The organism is Nocardia stercoris, assembly GCF_003696265.1.
Classification (GTDB): Bacteria; Actinomycetota; Actinomycetes; order Mycobacteriales; family Mycobacteriaceae; genus Nocardia; species Nocardia stercoris.
In genome coordinates, this window is sequence record NZ_RFFH01000025.1 from 49,446 (window position 1) to 66,391 (window position 16,946).

A 16,946-nucleotide genomic window follows, 5' to 3' on the forward strand; every position below is an offset into this window, starting at 1 on the left:
TCCCGCGCATCACAATTCGCGGTCGATAGCGCCGCGCTCCGAGCCCTGCTCATGTGTTCTCCCTGATACGTCGAAGTGAGTTTGAAGTTCAAACTCGCTTCGGATGGTAGGGGTAGTGAGTTGGATATGGCAACCTATAGGTATGGCCGCAGAATCGCCGACCACCGCGTCCCCCACGCGCCGCGCTGCCGCCGAGGTACCGGGCCGCCCCTGCTCGATCGCGAGCGCGCTGACCCTGATCGGCGAACGCTGGACCCTGCTGGCGGTCCGCGAGATCAGCCTGGGCAACACCCGCTTCGGCCGGATCGCGTCCGCCACCGGAGCCCCCCGCGACGTACTCACCGCCCGCCTGCGCAGCATGGAAGCCAACGGCATCGTCTACCGCGAGCCCTACTCCGAGCACCCCCCGCGCTACGAATACCGCCTCACCGAAGCCGGCCGCGACCTGCTCCCGCTGCTCAACGCGGTCCGCGCCTGGGGCGACCGCTGGGTGGTCGACGAACCACCGGTCGCCTTCACCCACACCTGCGGCCACGACATCGCGGTAGTCCCCCGCTGCCCGCACTGCGACGTGGACATCGATCTCACCGACCGCGACGCCGTCCACGCGAGCGCCGCGACTCCGGAGTGGCTCACCCACAATCACCGGTGAAGCTCGAACCGATCCGGTGAGCCCACGGCCGACTGTCGACCGGGTACCATCCGAGTACCGTTGGGCAGGTGGGGTTTTCGCTGTTTCTGACGTTCAAATACGATCTGGGCGGACAGATTCGCGACGCGGAGGCGCTGGAGGGGGTACTCACCCGGCTGCACGGTCCACCGACGCCTGATCCGGCCCTGCTACGCAGCTGGAACCTCTCCTATCTCGCCGGCCACGCGCCGATCATCCGGCACACGCTGCCCGGTGGCGAGGTCGACCTCGGTGGAATCGGCTGGCACTACACCCGCCAGCTGCAGCTGTTCCCGTGGCTGGGCATCGCGTCGATCGATTACCGGCTGTCGCCGGACGAGCCGGTGATCGACCCGCTGCCCGCCTACGACGACATCATCGACTGGAAGAATCGGGACTACATCCCCTATCTGACCGAGATGGGTGCCCTCGGCACCAGCCTGGCCGGTCACGTCGCGATCGAACCCGGTACCGAACTCGACTTGCACACGGGCATCATCACCGAACTGCGCGCCGCGGTCGCCCGATTCGTCGAGCCACGCCACTTCCTCTACGCATTCCACGACTTCCGCATCTGCTGGATCGTCGACCGGCCGAACATCACGGATACGACCGCACAGCAACTACTCTGGCTGTCCGACAGTGGCGACGCGAGCGAAGACGCCGTTGCCGAGTTCTTCCGCGCCGGCACCGTCGAGGTGGCCAGCTCCGGCTGGTCGACCGTGATCCGCGCGCTGGAACTCGACTCCGACTACGACACCGCGTCCGTGCTCGGCTTGCTGAATCTCGTCCACACCCACTGGTATGCCTGCCAAATGTGGATCAACGCGCACGAGGTGACCGACCCGCAACTGCGCGCCGGATGGCGGCACCCGGACCGGCACATCCTGTCGGCCAGCCAATTGGCGCTGGCCGCAGCGTATCTGGCGGAAACACGCAACCTCAACGTGATGCTCAAGGATCCGGCAATGCTCCGGGTGGCCGTGAATCTCGAAGCTCACTTCGAGGTCAGCAAGCATCACGAAACCGCACAGGCACGGCTTCGCGCCCTGGAAAGCTATTCCCGCCAACTCGGCGATTATCGCGGCGAGATCGAATTACGCCGATTCCAAGGATTGTTCGCCGTTTCCGCGGCGGCGAGCGTCGCGGCCTTGGTGCCCGCGCTCGCTCAGGTCGGCTTCTCCTCCCTGCACATCGTCACCACGATCGTCCCGCTGGCCGGTGTCTGGGGACTGTTCGCCGTCGACTACTCCCCGCTCCGCAAGGCCGTCACACGCCGGTATCACGGCCGCTCCGGTCCGGCAGACTGACGGTTGCCGTGGTCCGCGGCGCGGGCCGTACACGGCGCCTACAGCTTTGTCAGTGTCCGGCTGAAGGACGGAATCAACCGGATCTTGCCCGCGGAACCGAAGTCGATGAGCACCGAGGCGGTCGGCCCCGACCCTTCGGCGGCGATCACGCGCCCCAGCCCGTACTTGTCGTCGCTGACTCGATCACCCACGGCCAGAACGAGACCCGTGTTGTTGCGCTTCGGGGCGGAGCGGCCGGGGGCCGGGCGGTCGGACAGGCCGGGGCGAGGGCCGGAGTGGTTGTCCCAGCCGCGGGTCCAGTCGCGTTCGCCGAAGCTCTCACCGCCGCGCCGGGTCACCGGGCGGACCGCCGGTTCCAGGCGCTGCCAGTCCATGAGGTGGCCCGGGATCTCCTGTAGGAAGCGGGATTCCGGGTTGGAGGTGGGCTGGCCCCAGCCGGAGCGGACCACCGCGCGGGTCAGGTACAGCTTGCGTCGGGCGCGGGTGATGCCCACGTACGCGAGGCGGCGTTCCTCCGACAGCTGAGTGGGATCGCCCAGCGACCGCATGTGCGGGAACTGGCCGTCCTCCCAGCCGGTGACGAACACGACCGGGAACTCCAGGCCCTTCGCGGTGTGCAGCGTCATCATGGTGACCACGCCGGAACCCTCGTCCGGGATCTGGTCGGTGTCGGCGACCAGCGACACACGCTCCAGGAACGCCGCCAGCGAGCCCGGATCCGGTTCGCCCTCAGCGGCTTCCGGCACCAGGCCCTCGGCGCGCGCGGCCTCCAGGTTGTTTCGCGCCTCGGAACTGAATTCCCGTGCCACGCTGACCAATTCGTTGAGGTTGTCGAGCCGGGCGCCGTCCTGCGGATCGTCGGAGGCGGCCAGTTCGGCGCGGTAGCCGGTCCGATCCAGCACCGCTTCGACGACATTGCCGACGTCGGGGAAGTCCAGGTCCTCCTGCACACCCGCGGCCCGGATCTCGGCCATCAACTCCAGGAATCCGGCGATCGCGCGCTGTGAGCGTGTGTTCAGCAGCGCCACCTCGCCGGCCGCCGCGTCCTCGAGCGCGGCCGCGAAACCGATGCCACGCTGCTCGGCGTGCACCGCCACGCACGCCTCGGCACGGTCACCGATGCCGCGCCGCGGCGTGTTCAGGATGCGCCGCAAGCTGACCGCGTCGTCCGGGTTCTCCAGCACGCGCAGGTAGGCGACGATGTCGCGGACTTCCTTGCGCTCGTAGAAGCGGACCCCGCCGACCACCTTGTACGGCAAGCCCATTCGGATGAAGATCTCTTCCAGCGCCCGCGAGTTGTTGTTGGTGCGGTAGAAGACGGCGACGTCGGAGTAGTTGTACTCGCCCGTGTCGACCAGCCGGTCGATCTCGCGGGCCACGAACTGCGCCTCGTCGTGCTCGTTGTCGGCCACGTAGCCGACGATCAGATCACCCTCGCCGGAGTCGGTCCACAGTTTCTTGTCGCGCCGGTTCTCGTTCCGCGAGATGACCGCGTTCGCCGCGGACAGGATGCGCTGGGTGGAACGGTAATTCTGTTCCAGCAGAATGGTTTCCGCATCCGGGAAGTCGCGCTCGAACTCCTCGATATTGCGGATGGTGGCGCCACGGAAGGCGTAGATCGACTGGTCGGCGTCACCCACCACACACAGTTCGCTGGGCTCGACCTCGTCACCGGCGTGCCCGACCAGCTCCCGGACCAGCACGTACTGCGCGTGATTGGTGTCCTGGTACTCGTCGACCAGGATGTGCCGGAACCGGCGCCGGTAGTACTCACCCACCTGCGGGAAGCGTTGCAACAGACCGACCGTCTCGCCGATCAGGTCGTCGAAGTCGAGGGCATTGGCCGCGCGCAACCGGCGCTGATATTCGTCGTACACCCGCGCCACCAGCCGGGGCAGCTCACCGTCGGCGGCGTCGGCCGCGTCGGCCGCGGCCTGCTCGGGGTCGATCAGCTCGTTCTTCAGATTGGAGATGGCGGTGGCGAGCAGCCGCGACGTGTACTTCTTCGGATCGATGTCGAAGTCGCGCACGATCATGCCGAGCAGGCGACGCTGATCGTCGGCGTCGTAGATGGAGAAGTTCGAGTTCATCATCCGCGCCGAACCGGTGTAGCGGACGTTGGCCTGCGCCAGCAGGTCGGCCTGGGCCCGCAGGATGCGCACACAGCTGGAGTGGAAGGTCGACACCCACATGACGGCAGCCCGCGGACCGACCAGACCGGCGACCCGCTCCCGCATCTCGGCGGCGGCCTTGTTGGTGAACGTGATGGCGAGGATCTGCCCGGGCGTGACCCCGCGCTCGGCCAGCAGGTAGGCGATGCGCCTGGTCAACACGGCCGTCTTGCCGGAGCCGGCCCCGGCCACGATCAGCAGCGGGGTACCGCTGTGCTCGACCGCCGCACGCTGCTGCGGGTTCAGCCCCTCGAGCAGCCGGGCCACCTGCTCGGCCCGCTCGGCCGCGCGTTCCGCGGCCCGGGCCGCGCGCTCGGCACTGCGGTCGACCGGTGCGATCCGGTCACCTGAGGCAGATCCTTCCCCGGCCGATCGGTCGGGCGTACGCATCGTGTCAGCCAAGGTCGTCTCCATCGCCCACCCACGCTACCGCTGGGCACCGACAAGGTTTGTGTCAAGGCCCGGGGCCCGGGGGAGCATTTTGCTCGGCTCCCGCGCGGATGGCAGACTTGTACGAGCGGCAACCGCCGGTACCAGGAGAAACAGTTATGAGCACCTCTATGACAGCACCCGGCTCCGATCCCGGCGCGCCCAGCAGCGCGGCCGAGATCGACGAACTCCGCAAGGAGATCGACCGCCTGGATGCCGAGATCCTGGCCGCCATCAAGCGCCGCACCGAGGTCTCCCGGATCATCGGCCGCACCCGCATGGCCAACGGTGGCACCAAGCTCGTGCACTCGCGCGAGATGAAGGTGCTGGAACGCTTCAGCGAACTCGGCCAGGAAGGCCACACCCTCGCCATGCTGCTGCTGCGCCTCGGCCGCGGCCGCCTCGGGCATTAGCCGCCTCCCCGAGTTTTTTGGCGCGGCTCGGGTGCCGTCGGAGTGAGCACGCTCGGCGGCCGCCCGAAGGCACGGCGATTTCGGGCGTACCCGGTGAGTTACCCGGCCCGCACGAAATCAGTTGTCTCGTTTCCAGCAGCCTTCGTGGCCGTCAAGCCAGGCCGATGTACTTGGTGTTCAAGTACTCTTCGATGCCCTCGAACCCGCCCTCGCGGCCGAAGCCCGACTCCTTGACGCCACCGAAGGGCGCGGCCGGGTCGGAGATCACACCCCGGTTCACCCCGACCATGCCGGTCTCCAGCGCCTCCGACACGCGCAGCGCCCGGTCCAGGTCCCGGGTGTAGATGTAGGCGATCAGCCCGTACTCGGTGTTGTTGGCGGCGGCCAGCCCCTCGGCCTCGGTGTCGAAGCCGACGATCGGCGCGACCGGGCCGAACACCTCCTCACGCAGGATGCGCGCCTGTGCGGGCACGTCGGCCAGGACCGTCGCCGGGTAGTAGTACCCCGGTCCGGGCAGGGCCTTCCCGCCGAGACGCACCTCGGCGCCCAGGGCGACCGCGTCGTCGACCAGGCTCGCGACGGTGTCGAGCTGGTCCTGGTTGATCAGCGGCCCGAGCGTGGTCTCCGGGTCGGTGCCCGGCCCGACCCGGTATTCGGCCATCGCGGCGACCAGCTTGTCGGTGAACTCCGCGCGCACGCTGTTGTGCACGTGGAAGCGGTTGGCCGCCGTGCACGCCTCACCGCCGTTGCGCAGCTTGGCCAGCACCGCACCCGCCACCGCGGCATCGATGTCGGCGTCGTCGAACACCACGAACGGCGCGTTGCCGCCGAGTTCCATCGAGGTGCGCAGCAGCCCGTGCGCCGACTCGCCGACCAGCTTCTTTCCGACCGCGGTGGACCCGGTGAAGGTCAGTTTCCGCAGCCGCGGGTCGCTCAGCAGCGGCGCGGTGACCGCCCCCGAGTGACTGGACGTGATCACCGACAGCACGCCGGCGGGCAGTCCGGCCTCGTGGCACAGCTGCGCGAGCAACAGCATGGTGAGCGGGGTCGCCGACGCCGGCTTGACGATCATGGTGCAGCCGGCCGCCAGCGCCGGGCCGATCTTGCGGGTGCCCATCGCGAGCGGGAAGTTCCACGGCGTGATCGCCAGGCAGGGCCCGACCGGCTGCCGGTGGACCAGGATCCGGCCGGTTCCGCCGGGCGCGGTCTGGTACCGGCCGTGCACCCGCACCGCCTCCTCACCGAACCAGCGGAAGAACTCGGCGCCGTAGCGGACCTCGTTGCGGCTCTCCGGCAGCGCCTTGCCCATCTCCAAGGTCATGAGCAGGGCGAGGTCCTCGCTTCGCGCGAGGATCGCCTCGTACACCGCGCGCAGCACCTCGGCGCGTTCGCGCGCCGACGTGGCAGCCCAGCCGGCCTGCGCGGCGGCGGCCAGGTCGAGCGCGCGCAGCGCGTCCTCCGGGGTACCGTCCGCGACCTGCGCGATCGTGGCGCCGGTGGCCGGGTTCTCGACCGGGAACGTGCCACCGCCGGTCGCGTCGACCTGGCCGCCGATCCACAGACCGGTGGGAATGGATTGCAGAAGTTCGGTTTCGCGCGCCATGAGCCCAGCGTAGGGTCTGAGCATCGGCGCGGCCACGAATCGCGGGCCCGAGCGTCGGGGCCGCGCGCACGCACAGTCGCACCGGGCAATCCGGCGATTCTCTTACGAGCAGATGACATCTGCGCCGATTGCGGAGTAGCGGCAGTGCGCGCGGGTAGTCTTCGGCCGGGCGCCGATTCACCGGGTTCGGCCGCCGCCGCACCGCCCGGCACACCCGCGGGGCCGTCGACTGGAAGGGAATCTTCGGCACGTGAGCAGCGACATCACCGCGACGACGGCCTGGCGGAAACTGCAGGATCATCATGCGGCGATCGCCGGCCGGACGTTGCGCGAACTGTTCGCGGCGGATCCGGCCCGTGGGCGGGAGCTGACCCTGACCGCGGCCGAGCTGTACATCGACTACAGCAAGCACCGGGTCACCGCCGAAACTCTCGATCTGCTGGTTGAATTGGCGGAAGCCGCCGGTGTGCCGCAGCGGCGCGACGCCATGTTCGAAGGCGCGCACATCAATACGTCCGAGAACCGGGCGGTCGGCCATGTCGCGTTGCGGCTCCCCCGCGACGCCGCCGCCACGATCGACGGCGCGGACGCGGTCGCCGAGGTGCACGAAGTCCTCGACCGGATGGGCGATTTCACCGACAAGCTCCGTTCCGGGGAATGGCGCGGCGCGACCGGCGAGCGGATCACCACCGTGGTGAACATCGGTATCGGCGGTTCGGATCTGGGCCCCGACATGGTGACCCGCGCCCTGCGCCACTACGCCGACGCCGGCATCTCCGCGCGCTTCGTGTCCAATATCGATCCGGCGGATCTGATCGCGAAGCTCACCGGACTGGACCCGGCCAGGACGCTGTTCATCGTTGCGTCCAAGACCTTTTCGACCCTGGAGACGCTGACCAACGCCACCGCCGCCCGGCGCTGGCTGGTGGCCGCGCTGGGCGAGGACGCGGTGGCCAAGCACTTCGTCGCGGTGTCCACGAACGCCGAACGGGTCGAGGCCTTCGGTATCGACACCAACCACATGTTCGGCTTCTGGGACTGGGTCGGCGGCCGGTATTCGGTCGACTCGGCGATCGGGCTGTCGGTGATGGCCGTGATCGGCCGCACCCGGTTCGACGAGTTCCTGGCCGGAATGCACAGCATGGACCGGCATTTCGCGACCGCACCGCTGGCGGAGAACGCGCCGGTGCTGCTCGGCCTGCTGGGCGTGTGGTATTCGAACTTCTTCGGCGCCCAGTCCCGCGCGGTACTGCCGTATTCCAATGACCTGGCCCGTTTTCCGGCCTATCTGCAGCAGCTCACCATGGAATCGAACGGCAAGTCGGTGCGCGCCGACGGCACCCCGGTCACCACGTCGACCGGCGAGATCTTCTGGGGCGAACCCGGAACCAACGGCCAGCACGCGTTCTACCAACTGCTGCACCAGGGCACGCGCCTGATCCCGGCCGACTTCATCGGATTCGCCCGTCCCACCGGGGATCTGCCCACCATCGACGGCACAGGCAGCATGCACGACCTGCTGATCAGCAACCTGCTGGCCCAGTCCGAGGTGCTTGCCTTCGGCAAGACCGCCGACGAGATCCGCGCCGAAGGCACCGACCCCGCCGTGGTCCCACACAAAGTGATGCCCGGAAACCGCCCCAGCACAACAATTTTCGCCCCCATGCTGACCCCCGGCACGATCGGCCAGCTCATCGCCCTCTACGAACACCAGGTCTTCGTCGAGGGCGTGATCTGGGGCATCGACAGCTTCGACCAGTGGGGCGTCGAACTCGGCAAGCAACAGGCTCTGGCGCTGGCCCCGATCCTGACCGGTACGGAATCCGTTCCCCACGAACTCGATTCGTCTACCGGCACCCTCGTCGACTGGTACCGCAGCCACCGCTGAACGGGTTCCGGCTCACTGGACCGCAGCGACCTCGGTTCGGGCGACTCGGGCCGATACGTGAGCGGGAGCCTCGATCCCAGGGCCCAGGTCGGCGGCCGGGATCGGTGCGTCGAAGACCTGGCGGATGGGGAGCACGCCCGCCCAGGCGTCGCCGGTCAGGTCTGCGGGGTCGTCGTCGGGGCCGCCGGTGCGGATCTTCACCGACGCCTCGGTGAGGTCCAGGGCGAGGACCATGGTGGCGGCCAGTTCCTTCGGGTTCGGAGGCCGGACGGTGTCCCAGGCGCCGGGGGCGACGTGCTCCACGACGGTCCGCAGGGCGCGGACGCGCTCGGCCGGGTCGGTGATCTCGATCGGGCGGCCGTGGATCACCGCCGAGCGGAAGTTCATCGAGAAGTGCATGGCGGACCGGGCGTAGACCAGGCCGTCGAGATGGGTGACGGTGACCGAGACGTCCGCGCCCACGGCGGCGCGCAGGTTGCCGGCGCCGGTGGAACCGTGCAGGTACAGGGTGTCGCCGTCGCGGCCGTAGGTGGTCGGGACGACGACCGGAGCGCCGTGCGACAGTACGCCGAGGTGGCAGACCAGGCCCGCGTCCAGAACCGCGTCGAGGGCGGCGCGGTCGGCCGTGCCGCGGGCCTTCGACCGGGTGAGAGTGCTGCGCGGGGTCGGGGACAGGGCGGTGCGGGTGGGCTCGGTGACGCTCATGTCTCCAGCCTGTCCGAGCAAGTGGCATTCTGGAATGGCCAATTCTGATCAATTCCGGAAGGCCAATTTCGTGACCGACCGCTGGGCCGAACTGCCCCTGACCGTCGACCGCACGCTGGCGGTGCCGCTCGCCGCCCAGGTCGCGGCCGAACTGCGCGACGCCGCGGTCTCCGGCCGGATCCGGGTCGGCGAGCGCCTGCCGTCCTCGCGGACACTGGCCACCCGGCTCGGCGTCAGCCGGACCGTCGTGACCGCCGCCTACGACCAGTTGCACGCGGAGGGCTGGGTGAGCGGCCGAACGGGCTCGGGCACCTATCTGGCCGCGGCGCCTACCGCCGCTCCCCCGCAGCCGGCCGACACCGGACCGGCCACCCGGACCGGCGATCTGGTGGACCTGCGCTCCGGCACCCCCTGCGTCGAACTGCTGGACCCGGCGGCGTGGCGGCGCGCTTGGCGCGCGGCCGGGCACCGAATGCCGTTGGTGTACAAGGAACGCCGCGGTGAACCCGCCTACCTGGCGGCCGTCGCCGAGCATCTGCTGCGGCACCGTGGCCTGAGCGCCGCGAACCACACCGTTCTCGCCACCAGCGGAACCAGCAGCGCCGCAGGTGAACTCGCCGCGGCGCTGCTGCGCCCCGGCGACCGGGTGGCGATCGAGAACCCCGGCTACCAGCGTGCGGTGGGAGCGTTCCGCGCGGCCGGGATGCGGGTCGTCCCCGTGCCGGTCGACGAACAGGGCCTACGCGTCGACCGCATTCCGCCCGACGTCCGGGCCGTGTATTGCACTCCGGCACACCAGTTCCCACTCGGCTGCCGGATGCCGGCGGCCCGCCGGATCGAGCTGATCGATTTCGCGCGCCGCACCGGCGCGCTGATCGTCGAGGACGACTACGACGGCGAGCTCCGCTACGACACCGCCCCACTGCCACTGCTCGCCACGCTCGCCCCCGACCTGGTCGTCCACCTCGGAACCACCTCCAAGATCCTCAGCACCACCCTCGGCGTCGGCTGGCTGGTCGCCGCGCCCGCGATCACCGATGCCGTTGTGGCGCACCGCGAAACGACCGGCACGCTGCCCGCCCCCGCCGGTCAACAGGTTGTCGTCGAACTGTCCCGCGGCGGCGATCTGTCCCGCCACCTGCGCCGCCTGCGCCGCGGCATGGCCGACCGCCGCGCCACCGTCGTCACCGAACTGCGCCGCCGCCACCTCCCGGTCCAGGGCGACCACGCCGGCTCCCACCTGGTCGTGCCTCTCCCCTCCCCGGCCGCCGAGCAACGCGCCATCGAATCCGCCCGCTCCCGCGGCATCCACCTCGACGGGCTGGCCCGCCACCACATCGGCACCCCGTCCACGTTCGGCATCGCGATCGGTTACGCCACACCCGCGCACGCGGACCTGGGCCCCGCCGCCGCCGTCACCGCCGACTGCTTGGCAGGAGTCTGAACGGCACCGCTGCGTATCCAACAGCGGCTGCGTGGGTATCGCCTGACCGGCGGGTGCGTGAGCGAGCACACGGTGTCGGGCGGGACGGGATCGCGCTAGCGTCCGAGTATGGGGAGTACGACGAAGTACACGCAGTTCATCGGGGTTTCGGCGGAACGGTTGTGGGCGGTGCTGGCCGATCCGCGGCGGTGGCCGGAGTGGAATCCGGCCGTGGGGGCGGTGACCTTGCGGGGAGAACCGGGGCCGGGGGTTGCCGGGGACTATCTTCCGGCCAGGCGGATCAGTGCCCGGATCCACGGGCGGCTGGCGAAACCGTTCGTGCTCAGCGCTTTCGAGCCGGGGCGGCGGATCGCGCTGGAGCAGCCGGAACCGGCGGGCGTCCTGCGGTTCACCTGGACACTGGCCGCGGTGCCGGGCGGCACGGAGCTGACGCAGGAACTCACCGTGTCGGGCCCGTCGGCCCCGGTGTGGCGCCGAATCGCGGGTGAGCCGCTCGAATTCGGGAGCCGGGTGCACTTCGCCAGGCTGGCGCAGCTGGCGGGGATCGCCCCGGCGCCGGACGCCCTGCACGTCGTGATCGCCGGTGGCAGTGGCGCACTCGGTCGGCAGGTTGCCGCCGACCTGGTCTGCCGCGGGCAGCGGGTCACCGTCCTGACCCGGCGGATCGATCCGACCCTGCCGTTCGCTCAAGTGCAGTGGGACGGACAGTCGGTCGGCGACTGGGCGCGCGTGCTGAGTGACCGTGGCGACGGAGAGCTCGCGCTGATCAATCTCGCGGGCAAGCTCGTGGACTGCCGCCCCACCGAGGCCAATGTGCGCGAACTCCGCAGCAGCCGAGTGGATTCCACCGCAGCCCTGGTCGCCGCGGCGCGGCAGCTCGCGCGCCCGATCGACTACTGGATCCAGGCGAGCACCACCGCGATCTGGTCGGACGCCGGTGAAATACGCTGCACCGAAACCACTCCCGTGCCCGAACCGGGGCTGCCCCAGATGACCGGCGTGGCGGTGCCGTGGGAGCGGGAGTTCACCGATGCCGTCGCCCGGCACCGGACGATCCTGCGCACCTCGATCGTCCTCGATCCCGAGGCGCCCGCGCTGCGCCGGCTCAGCGCGCTGACGAAAGCCGGCCTGGGTGGCAGTGTCGGCAACGGCCGGCAGTGGTTCAGCTGGATCCACCTGCAGGACTGGCTGGCGATCGTCCGCGCCGCCCTGGGCCTGGATCCGCAGGTCCGGTTGCCCGACGGAATCCTGGTCGCCGCAACCGATTTCCCGGTCCGCAACCGTGATCTGATGGCGGCCCTGCGCCGGCACCTGCACCGCCCGCCGGCCCCGCCGACTCCCGCGGCGATCCTCGCCGTCGGCGCGGTGGTTCTGCGCACCGACCCCGCCCTCGGCCTCACCGGCCGCCACGCGACCTCGGAAATCCTGGGCCCGGCCGGTTTCCGCTTCCGCTACCCCACAGTGGACGACGCGCTCGCCGACCTCCTACCGGCCTGACGCACCGGAAAGTGGTCGTTCGCCCCCGGATTCCGGGGGGAACGACCACAATTTCGCGCTGCGCTGCGACCCGGCAACCCCCCTGAGGCCCGAGCCGCCGTCCGGTCGGCCGCGCGACAACCACTCACCACGCGACGGCGTCGAGACCGAGCCGGGCCAGGGTCGCGAGCCCGAGCTCTCGCAAGGCCGCGGGCGTAGCCGTGTGCTCGGGGTCCAGTCCGACCAGGGCCAGGCTGTAGGTGTCTCCGAGGCGGGACAGGTAGGCCGACAGGCGAGTTCGCGGCAGCGCGGCAACGCGCAGTCCGGGATGGATCGCCCGGGCCGCGACCCCGGTGCACCCATGGGGACCGAGCGCCGCCAGCGTGTCGGGCAGGGTGCCGAGGTTGGAGCACAGGATGTCCCGTTCACCGGCACCACGAGAAAGCCGGTGGGCCAGGCGATCCGGGATGACCTGCAGGATCTCCTCGGGCAGCCCGCCCGGGCTGGTCATCCGGTGTTCGTAAGCGGCGCGGCACTTCTCGCGAATCGTCGCAGGGGTGTCGGCGCGGGTCAGCACGATGTCCGTCATGGCCAGATCGTTGTCGATCCGGGGTTCGTCCCGGGTGTCGACCGGCAGGCTCACCGCCATTGTCGACTCCGAAAACCCACTGTCCCAGAGCATATCGGCGACGGCCCGCACGAACAGCGAGTTCGGCGTACCACCGTGGGCCGCAGCCGCCGTATCCCAATCCGGAGCCGAGATGCGCAGCACCGCGCCGGGCGGGACGAACTCGGGCCCGGCAGCGGCCGCCGAGCGAGCCGCCACCGCCGCCGGCGGCGCCGGAAGCCCACGCCGAAGTGCCCGCGAGGTCCCGCCCAGCACCAGCCGCCACTGCCGGACCGCGTCCGCCCAATCCGAACGCGGCACCCGCCCGAGCGCGCTGCTTCCGTCCGGGCCGATCGTCCCCGGTACCGCACGCTCGCCGAGCGGTTCCCGCACCCGGCGCAGCGCGAGGTCGATGGCATGGATCAGACCCCGGCCGTCGGCGAGCACATGCGAACAGGTCAGCGCGACGGCCCCGCTGCCGTCGGCGAGCGTGGCAACCGAGAGGCGCCACCCGGGCCCGGTCTCGGGATCCAAGCCGTCTCCCTGACCATCGGCCCAGGTCAGCAGATCGGCGACGGGCTCGTCCGCGAGGCGCAGCGGATGCGCGCGGTGGTTGACCCGCCAGAACGGCCGCGCGCCCGGTACGCGCGCTCGCACCACCCGTCTGCCGAGCGGCCCGGTCCGCAGCGCCGCGTGCACAGCACGCAGCAACTCCGGCTCCACCGGTGCGGCGGTCCGCCAGATGCCTTGCAGCGCAATAGGTGTCCCCATCCCGCGATGGGTACGCAGGAAGATCTCGTCGACCACCCCGAGCCGATTCATCCGCACGGCACCCCGCGCCACCGGCCCGGGCGGACGGCCGACGCCGGGACGCGACCGATCGACCGAACATCTCCTGGCACAACCGATTCGGGCATGAACCGAAACGCGGAGACCCGCATCACCGCGGCATCCCGATCCCGGCACGCGGCGCCGCCGATCGGCCGTGCGCTCGCAATGACTGCCGGAAGCGCCGATCCGGGCCCGCCCGGCACGCGGTTCATTCCGCGGAACTACCGTGACGGCCGGCCCCCGAGGCGAAGCGCGCCGCCCCTTCCAGCGCCCCGTCCTGCAGTGCGGTCATCCCGTGGCGGAGTTCGCCTGCGATGGCTTCGAATTCGTCGAGCCCGTCCTGTTCGAGTACCGACATCCGGTCGGAGCGCATGCAGGTCTGCGGTAGGGCGGCCAGCTGGCGCGCCATTTCCTCTGCGGCCCGACGGGATTCGCCGGCGGGTACGACCTGGGTGACCAGGCCGATCCGAAGTGCTTCGGGGGCGCCGACGGCGCGGCCGGTCAGGATGAGGTCCATGGCCCGCCCGGTGCCGATGATGCGGGGCAGGCGCACGGTGCCGCCGTCGATCAGCGGGACGCCCCAGCGGCGGCAGAAGACGCCGAATGTGCTGTCCTGCTCGGCAACTCGCAGGTCGCACCACAGGGCGAGTTCCAGTCCGCCGGCGACGGCGTAGCCCGAGACGGCGGCGATCACCGGCTTGGACAGGCGCATCCGGGTCGGGCCCATGGGCCCGTCTCCGTCGGGAGTCACGACGTTGGACCGCTCGGTGCCCAGCGATTTGAGATCGGCACCGGCGCAGAAGGTTCCACCGGCGCCCCACAGCACCGCGACCGACGCGGCCGGGTCGGCGTCGAATTCGCGGAACGCGTCGGCGAGTGCCCGCGCGGTCGGGCCGTCGACCGCGTTGCGGGCGTGCGGACGGTCCAGGATCACGGTGAACACCGGGCCGTCGCGCTCGATCCGCACCGCCGGGCTGTCGGTATCAGTCACGTCCTCGACCCTATGCCTCGCACCGCCCCTGTTGTCCATACCTTGCACAAAGAAGTGAATCGGTGTTCACTTCTTGGTATGGCCTATCGCAGAACCCCCGCCGTCCAGGCCCGCCTGGACGCTCAGGCGGCGGCGATCGTGCAGGCCGCGACCAAGGTGCTGTCCACCGCGGGCTTCGCGGGCCTTTCGGTAGCGGCCGTCGCCAGCACCGCCGGCGTGGCCACCGGCACCGTGTACAAGCACTTCAGCGGCAAGTCCGAGCTGGTCACCGGGGTGTTCCGCGACGTCGTGACCCGCGAGGTGGCGGCGGTCGCCGCGGCCGCCGCGCACGGCCCGGTCGTCGACCGCGTCACCGCCGCCGTCGACACCTTCGCCGGCCGCGCGCTGAAGAACCCCAAACTGGCCTACGTCCTGCTGGCCGAGCCGGTCGACGCCGCCGTCGACGCCGAACGGCTGCGCTTCCGCCGCGCCTTCGCCGCCACCTTCGAGGACGCGGTGGCCGCCGGGGTCGCGGCCGGCGACCTACCCCCGCAGCACGCGCCCACCACCGCGGCGGCGCTGGTCGGCGCCATCGGCGAGGTGCTGGTCGGCCCGCTCGCGGCCCAGCTGGACAGCGCGAGCGTGCTCCCCGAACTGGTCGCCTTCGCGTTGCGCGCGCTCGGCGTCCCGCCCGTCTCCCCACCCACCCCGCGCGCCACCGGCGCGGACTCGACCCAGGAGTGACCCGTGCACACCCATGACGTCTTCAACCAGGTGCCGCCCCTGGTCCCCTTCGATTTCTCCCGGCACCCCGCCCTGATCGAGGGCCTGCACCGCGAGGGCGCCGGCTGGGCCGAGGCCGAGGTGCGCGAACTCGGGATCAGGGCCGGCAGCGCGCAGGTCCAGGAGTGGGGGCGGCTGGCCAACGAGAATCCGCCGGTGCTGCGCACCCACGACCGCTACGGGCACCGCATCGACGAGGTCGAATTCCACCCGTACTGGCACGAATTGATGAATGTCGCGGTCACCCACGGCCTACACGGCACCCCCTGGGTCGACGACCGGCCCGGCGCGCACGCGGCCCGGGCGGCCAAGTTCTTCACCTGGGGTGCCGCCGACGCCGGACACATGTGCCCGATCTCGATGACCTACGCGATCGTGCCCGCGCTGCGGCACAATCCGGAGCTGTCGGCCCGCTTCGAGCCACTGTTGGCTTCGCGCACTTACGATTACGGCCTCCGCGAGCCGTCCGGCAAGGCCGGTCTGATCGCCGGTATGTCGATGACCGAGAAGCAGGGCGGTTCCGACGTCCGCGCCAACACCACCACGGCCACACCGCAATCCGACGGCTCCTACCGGATCGTCGGGCACAAGTGGTTCACCTCCGCGCCCATGTCGGACATGTTCCTCACCCTGGCGCAGGCGCCGGGCGGGCTCTCGTGCTTCCTGTTGCCCCGGGTGTTGCCGGACGGCAGCCGCAACCCGATCCGGTTGCAGCGCCTGAAGGACAAGCTGGGCAACAAGTCCAACGCGTCCTCGGAGATCGAGTACGAGAACGCGGTCGGCTGGCTGGTCGGCGCCGAGGGCGCGGGCGTGAAGACCATCGTCGAGATGGTGAACATGACCCGCCTGGATTGCGTGATCGGTTCAGCGACCGGGATGCGGATGGCGATCACCCAGGCCGTCCATCACGCCCGGCACCGGCAGGTGTTCGGCAAGACCCTGGTCGACCAGCCGGCCATGCGTAATGTGCTGGCCGACTTGATCATCGAGTCCGAGGCCGCCACCACCGTCATGATGTCGCTGGCCGGCGCCACCGATCGCGCGGGCGCCGACCCGGCGGCGGCCGCGCTGCGTCGCATCGCCTTGGCGGTGACCAAGTACTGGGTGTGCAAGCGCGCCCCCGCGCACGTCGCCGAGGCCCTGGAATGCCTGGGCGGCAACGGATATGTCGAGGACTCCGGGATGCCGCGCCTCTACCGGGAGGCGCCCCTGATGTCGATCTGGGAGGGCTCGGGCAATGTGGCGGCGCTGGATGCGCTGCGCGCCATGGGACGTCAGCCCGAGACCGTCGAGGCGTACTTCGACGAGGTCGGTCAGGCACGCGGCGCCGACCGGCACCTCGATGCCGCTATCGACCGAATCGGCAAGGAGCTCACCGACTTCGACGACATCGAGTTCCGCGCCCGCCGGGTCGTCGAACTGATGGCCATGGTGTTGCAGGGCGCCCAGCTGGTCCGCCACGGCGACCCCGCGGTCGCGGATGCCTTCTGCGCCAGCCGTTTCGGCGGCGACTGGGGCGTCGCCTTCGGCACCTTGCCCGCCGGTATCGACACCGAGGCCGTCCTCCGGCGCGTCCCGGCCTGACCCGCTCCGGCGGGCGGGCGGCACGTCGCCGAGCCGCCCGCCGGACGGCCGCGCGGCCGCGC

The 16,946-nt window shown here is 70.4% G+C and carries 13 protein-coding genes; 8 read left to right on the forward strand and 5 right to left on the reverse strand.

Features of this window, described 5'->3' with window-relative positions; genetic code table 11:
* The first annotated feature begins 142 nt into the window (after window positions 1-142).
* Both EBN03_RS31590 and EBN03_RS31595 read left to right on the forward strand, forming a co-directional pair.
* Window positions 143-652: a winged helix-turn-helix transcriptional regulator gene (locus tag EBN03_RS31590; RefSeq protein WP_122191832.1), complete on the forward strand. Its 510-nt coding sequence runs from the start codon at window positions 143-145 to the stop codon at window positions 650-652.
* A gap of 68 nt (window positions 653-720) precedes the next feature.
* On the forward strand, window positions 721-1,980 hold the full coding sequence (locus tag EBN03_RS31595; RefSeq protein ID WP_122191833.1) for a hypothetical protein: 1,260 nt from the start codon (window positions 721-723) through the stop codon (window positions 1,978-1,980).
* 38 nt (window positions 1,981-2,018) lie between these two features.
* Here EBN03_RS31595 and pcrA read toward each other — a convergent pair whose 3' ends face one another.
* Window positions 2,019-4,541: a DNA helicase PcrA gene (pcrA, locus tag EBN03_RS31600; protein ID WP_122191848.1), complete on the reverse strand. Its 2,523-nt coding sequence runs from the start codon at window positions 4,539-4,541 to the stop codon at window positions 2,019-2,021.
* A gap of 158 nt (window positions 4,542-4,699) precedes the next feature.
* Between pcrA and EBN03_RS31605 the strand changes: the two genes are divergently transcribed.
* Entirely contained in the window at window positions 4,700-4,993 is a 294-nt protein-coding gene (locus EBN03_RS31605; protein WP_122191834.1) for a chorismate mutase, read from the forward strand.
* A gap of 151 nt (window positions 4,994-5,144) precedes the next feature.
* Here EBN03_RS31605 and EBN03_RS31610 read toward each other — a convergent pair whose 3' ends face one another.
* Complete coding sequence (locus EBN03_RS31610; RefSeq protein ID WP_122191835.1) at window positions 5,145-6,596, reverse strand: NAD-dependent succinate-semialdehyde dehydrogenase; 1,452 nt, start codon at window positions 6,594-6,596, stop codon at window positions 5,145-5,147.
* A 250-nt stretch (window positions 6,597-6,846) separates the two neighbouring features.
* Between EBN03_RS31610 and pgi the strand changes: the two genes are divergently transcribed.
* Window positions 6,847-8,484 carry a glucose-6-phosphate isomerase gene (pgi, locus tag EBN03_RS31615; protein WP_122191836.1) on the forward strand — a complete coding sequence of 546 codons (1,638 nt, stop codon included), beginning with the start codon at window positions 6,847-6,849 and terminating at the stop codon, window positions 8,482-8,484.
* Window positions 8,485-8,496: 12 nt separating this feature from the next.
* Here pgi and EBN03_RS31620 read toward each other — a convergent pair whose 3' ends face one another.
* Window positions 8,497-9,189, reverse strand: a complete 693-nt coding sequence (locus tag EBN03_RS31620) for a pyridoxamine 5'-phosphate oxidase family protein (RefSeq protein ID WP_122191837.1) — start codon at window positions 9,187-9,189, stop codon at window positions 8,497-8,499.
* A 34-nt stretch (window positions 9,190-9,223) separates the two neighbouring features.
* Here EBN03_RS31620 and pdxR point away from each other — a divergent pair, with 34 nt between their 5' ends.
* Window positions 9,224-10,633 (forward strand): MocR-like pyridoxine biosynthesis transcription factor PdxR, encoded by a 1,410-nt coding sequence (gene pdxR, locus EBN03_RS31625; protein WP_122191838.1) that lies wholly within the window; start codon window positions 9,224-9,226, stop codon window positions 10,631-10,633.
* A 108-nt stretch (window positions 10,634-10,741) separates the two neighbouring features.
* Window positions 10,742-12,130: an SRPBCC family protein gene (locus EBN03_RS31630; protein ID WP_122191839.1), complete on the forward strand. Its 1,389-nt coding sequence runs from the start codon at window positions 10,742-10,744 to the stop codon at window positions 12,128-12,130.
* A 124-nt stretch (window positions 12,131-12,254) separates the two neighbouring features.
* On the opposite strand, the gene EBN03_RS31635 is transcribed toward EBN03_RS31630, so the two are convergent.
* Window positions 12,255-13,538, reverse strand: coding sequence for a hypothetical protein (locus EBN03_RS31635; protein ID WP_122191849.1), 1,284 nt, complete (start codon window positions 13,536-13,538; stop codon window positions 12,255-12,257).
* A 217-nt stretch (window positions 13,539-13,755) separates the two neighbouring features.
* Window positions 13,756-14,538 carry a crotonase/enoyl-CoA hydratase family protein gene (locus tag EBN03_RS31640; RefSeq protein WP_407671281.1) on the reverse strand — a complete coding sequence of 261 codons (783 nt, stop codon included), beginning with the start codon at window positions 14,536-14,538 and terminating at the stop codon, window positions 13,756-13,758.
* Window positions 14,539-14,616: 78 nt separating this feature from the next.
* On the opposite strand from EBN03_RS31640, the gene EBN03_RS31645 reads away from it, so the two are divergent.
* Together EBN03_RS31645 and EBN03_RS31650 are read left to right on the forward strand one after the other, a co-directional pair.
* Window positions 14,617-15,261, forward strand: a complete 645-nt coding sequence (locus EBN03_RS31645; RefSeq protein WP_122191840.1) for a TetR/AcrR family transcriptional regulator — start codon at window positions 14,617-14,619, stop codon at window positions 15,259-15,261.
* A 3-nt stretch (window positions 15,262-15,264) separates the two neighbouring features.
* Complete coding sequence (locus EBN03_RS31650) at window positions 15,265-16,884, forward strand: isovaleryl-CoA dehydrogenase (RefSeq protein WP_122191841.1); 1,620 nt, start codon at window positions 15,265-15,267, stop codon at window positions 16,882-16,884.
* Window positions 16,885-16,946: the final 62 nt, after the last annotated feature.

What these genes read in the sequence shown, in the direction of transcription:
- pdxR (WP_122191838.1), top strand. Translation starts at nt 9,224, where the DNA reads ATGGCCAATTCTGATCAATTCCGGAAGGCCAATTTCGTGACCGACCGC.
- EBN03_RS31630 (WP_122191839.1), top strand. Translation starts at nt 10,742, where the DNA reads ATGGGGAGTACGACGAAGTACACGCAGTTCATCGGGGTTTCGGCGGAA.
- EBN03_RS31605 (WP_122191834.1), top strand. Translation starts at nt 4,700, where the DNA reads ATGAGCACCTCTATGACAGCACCCGGCTCCGATCCCGGCGCGCCCAGC.
- EBN03_RS31590 (WP_122191832.1), top strand. Translation starts at nt 143, where the DNA reads ATGGCCGCAGAATCGCCGACCACCGCGTCCCCCACGCGCCGCGCTGCC.
- EBN03_RS31635 (WP_122191849.1), bottom strand. Translation starts at nt 13,538, where the DNA reads ATGAATCGGCTCGGGGTGGTCGACGAGATCTTCCTGCGTACCCATCGC.
- EBN03_RS31645 (WP_122191840.1), top strand. Translation starts at nt 14,617, where the DNA reads ATGGCCTATCGCAGAACCCCCGCCGTCCAGGCCCGCCTGGACGCTCAG.
- EBN03_RS31610 (WP_122191835.1), bottom strand. Translation starts at nt 6,596, where the DNA reads ATGGCGCGCGAAACCGAACTTCTGCAATCCATTCCCACCGGTCTGTGG.
- pcrA (WP_122191848.1), bottom strand. Translation starts at nt 4,541, where the DNA reads ATGCGTACGCCCGACCGATCGGCCGGGGAAGGATCTGCCTCAGGTGAC.
- EBN03_RS31620 (WP_122191837.1), bottom strand. Translation starts at nt 9,189, where the DNA reads ATGAGCGTCACCGAGCCCACCCGCACCGCCCTGTCCCCGACCCCGCGC.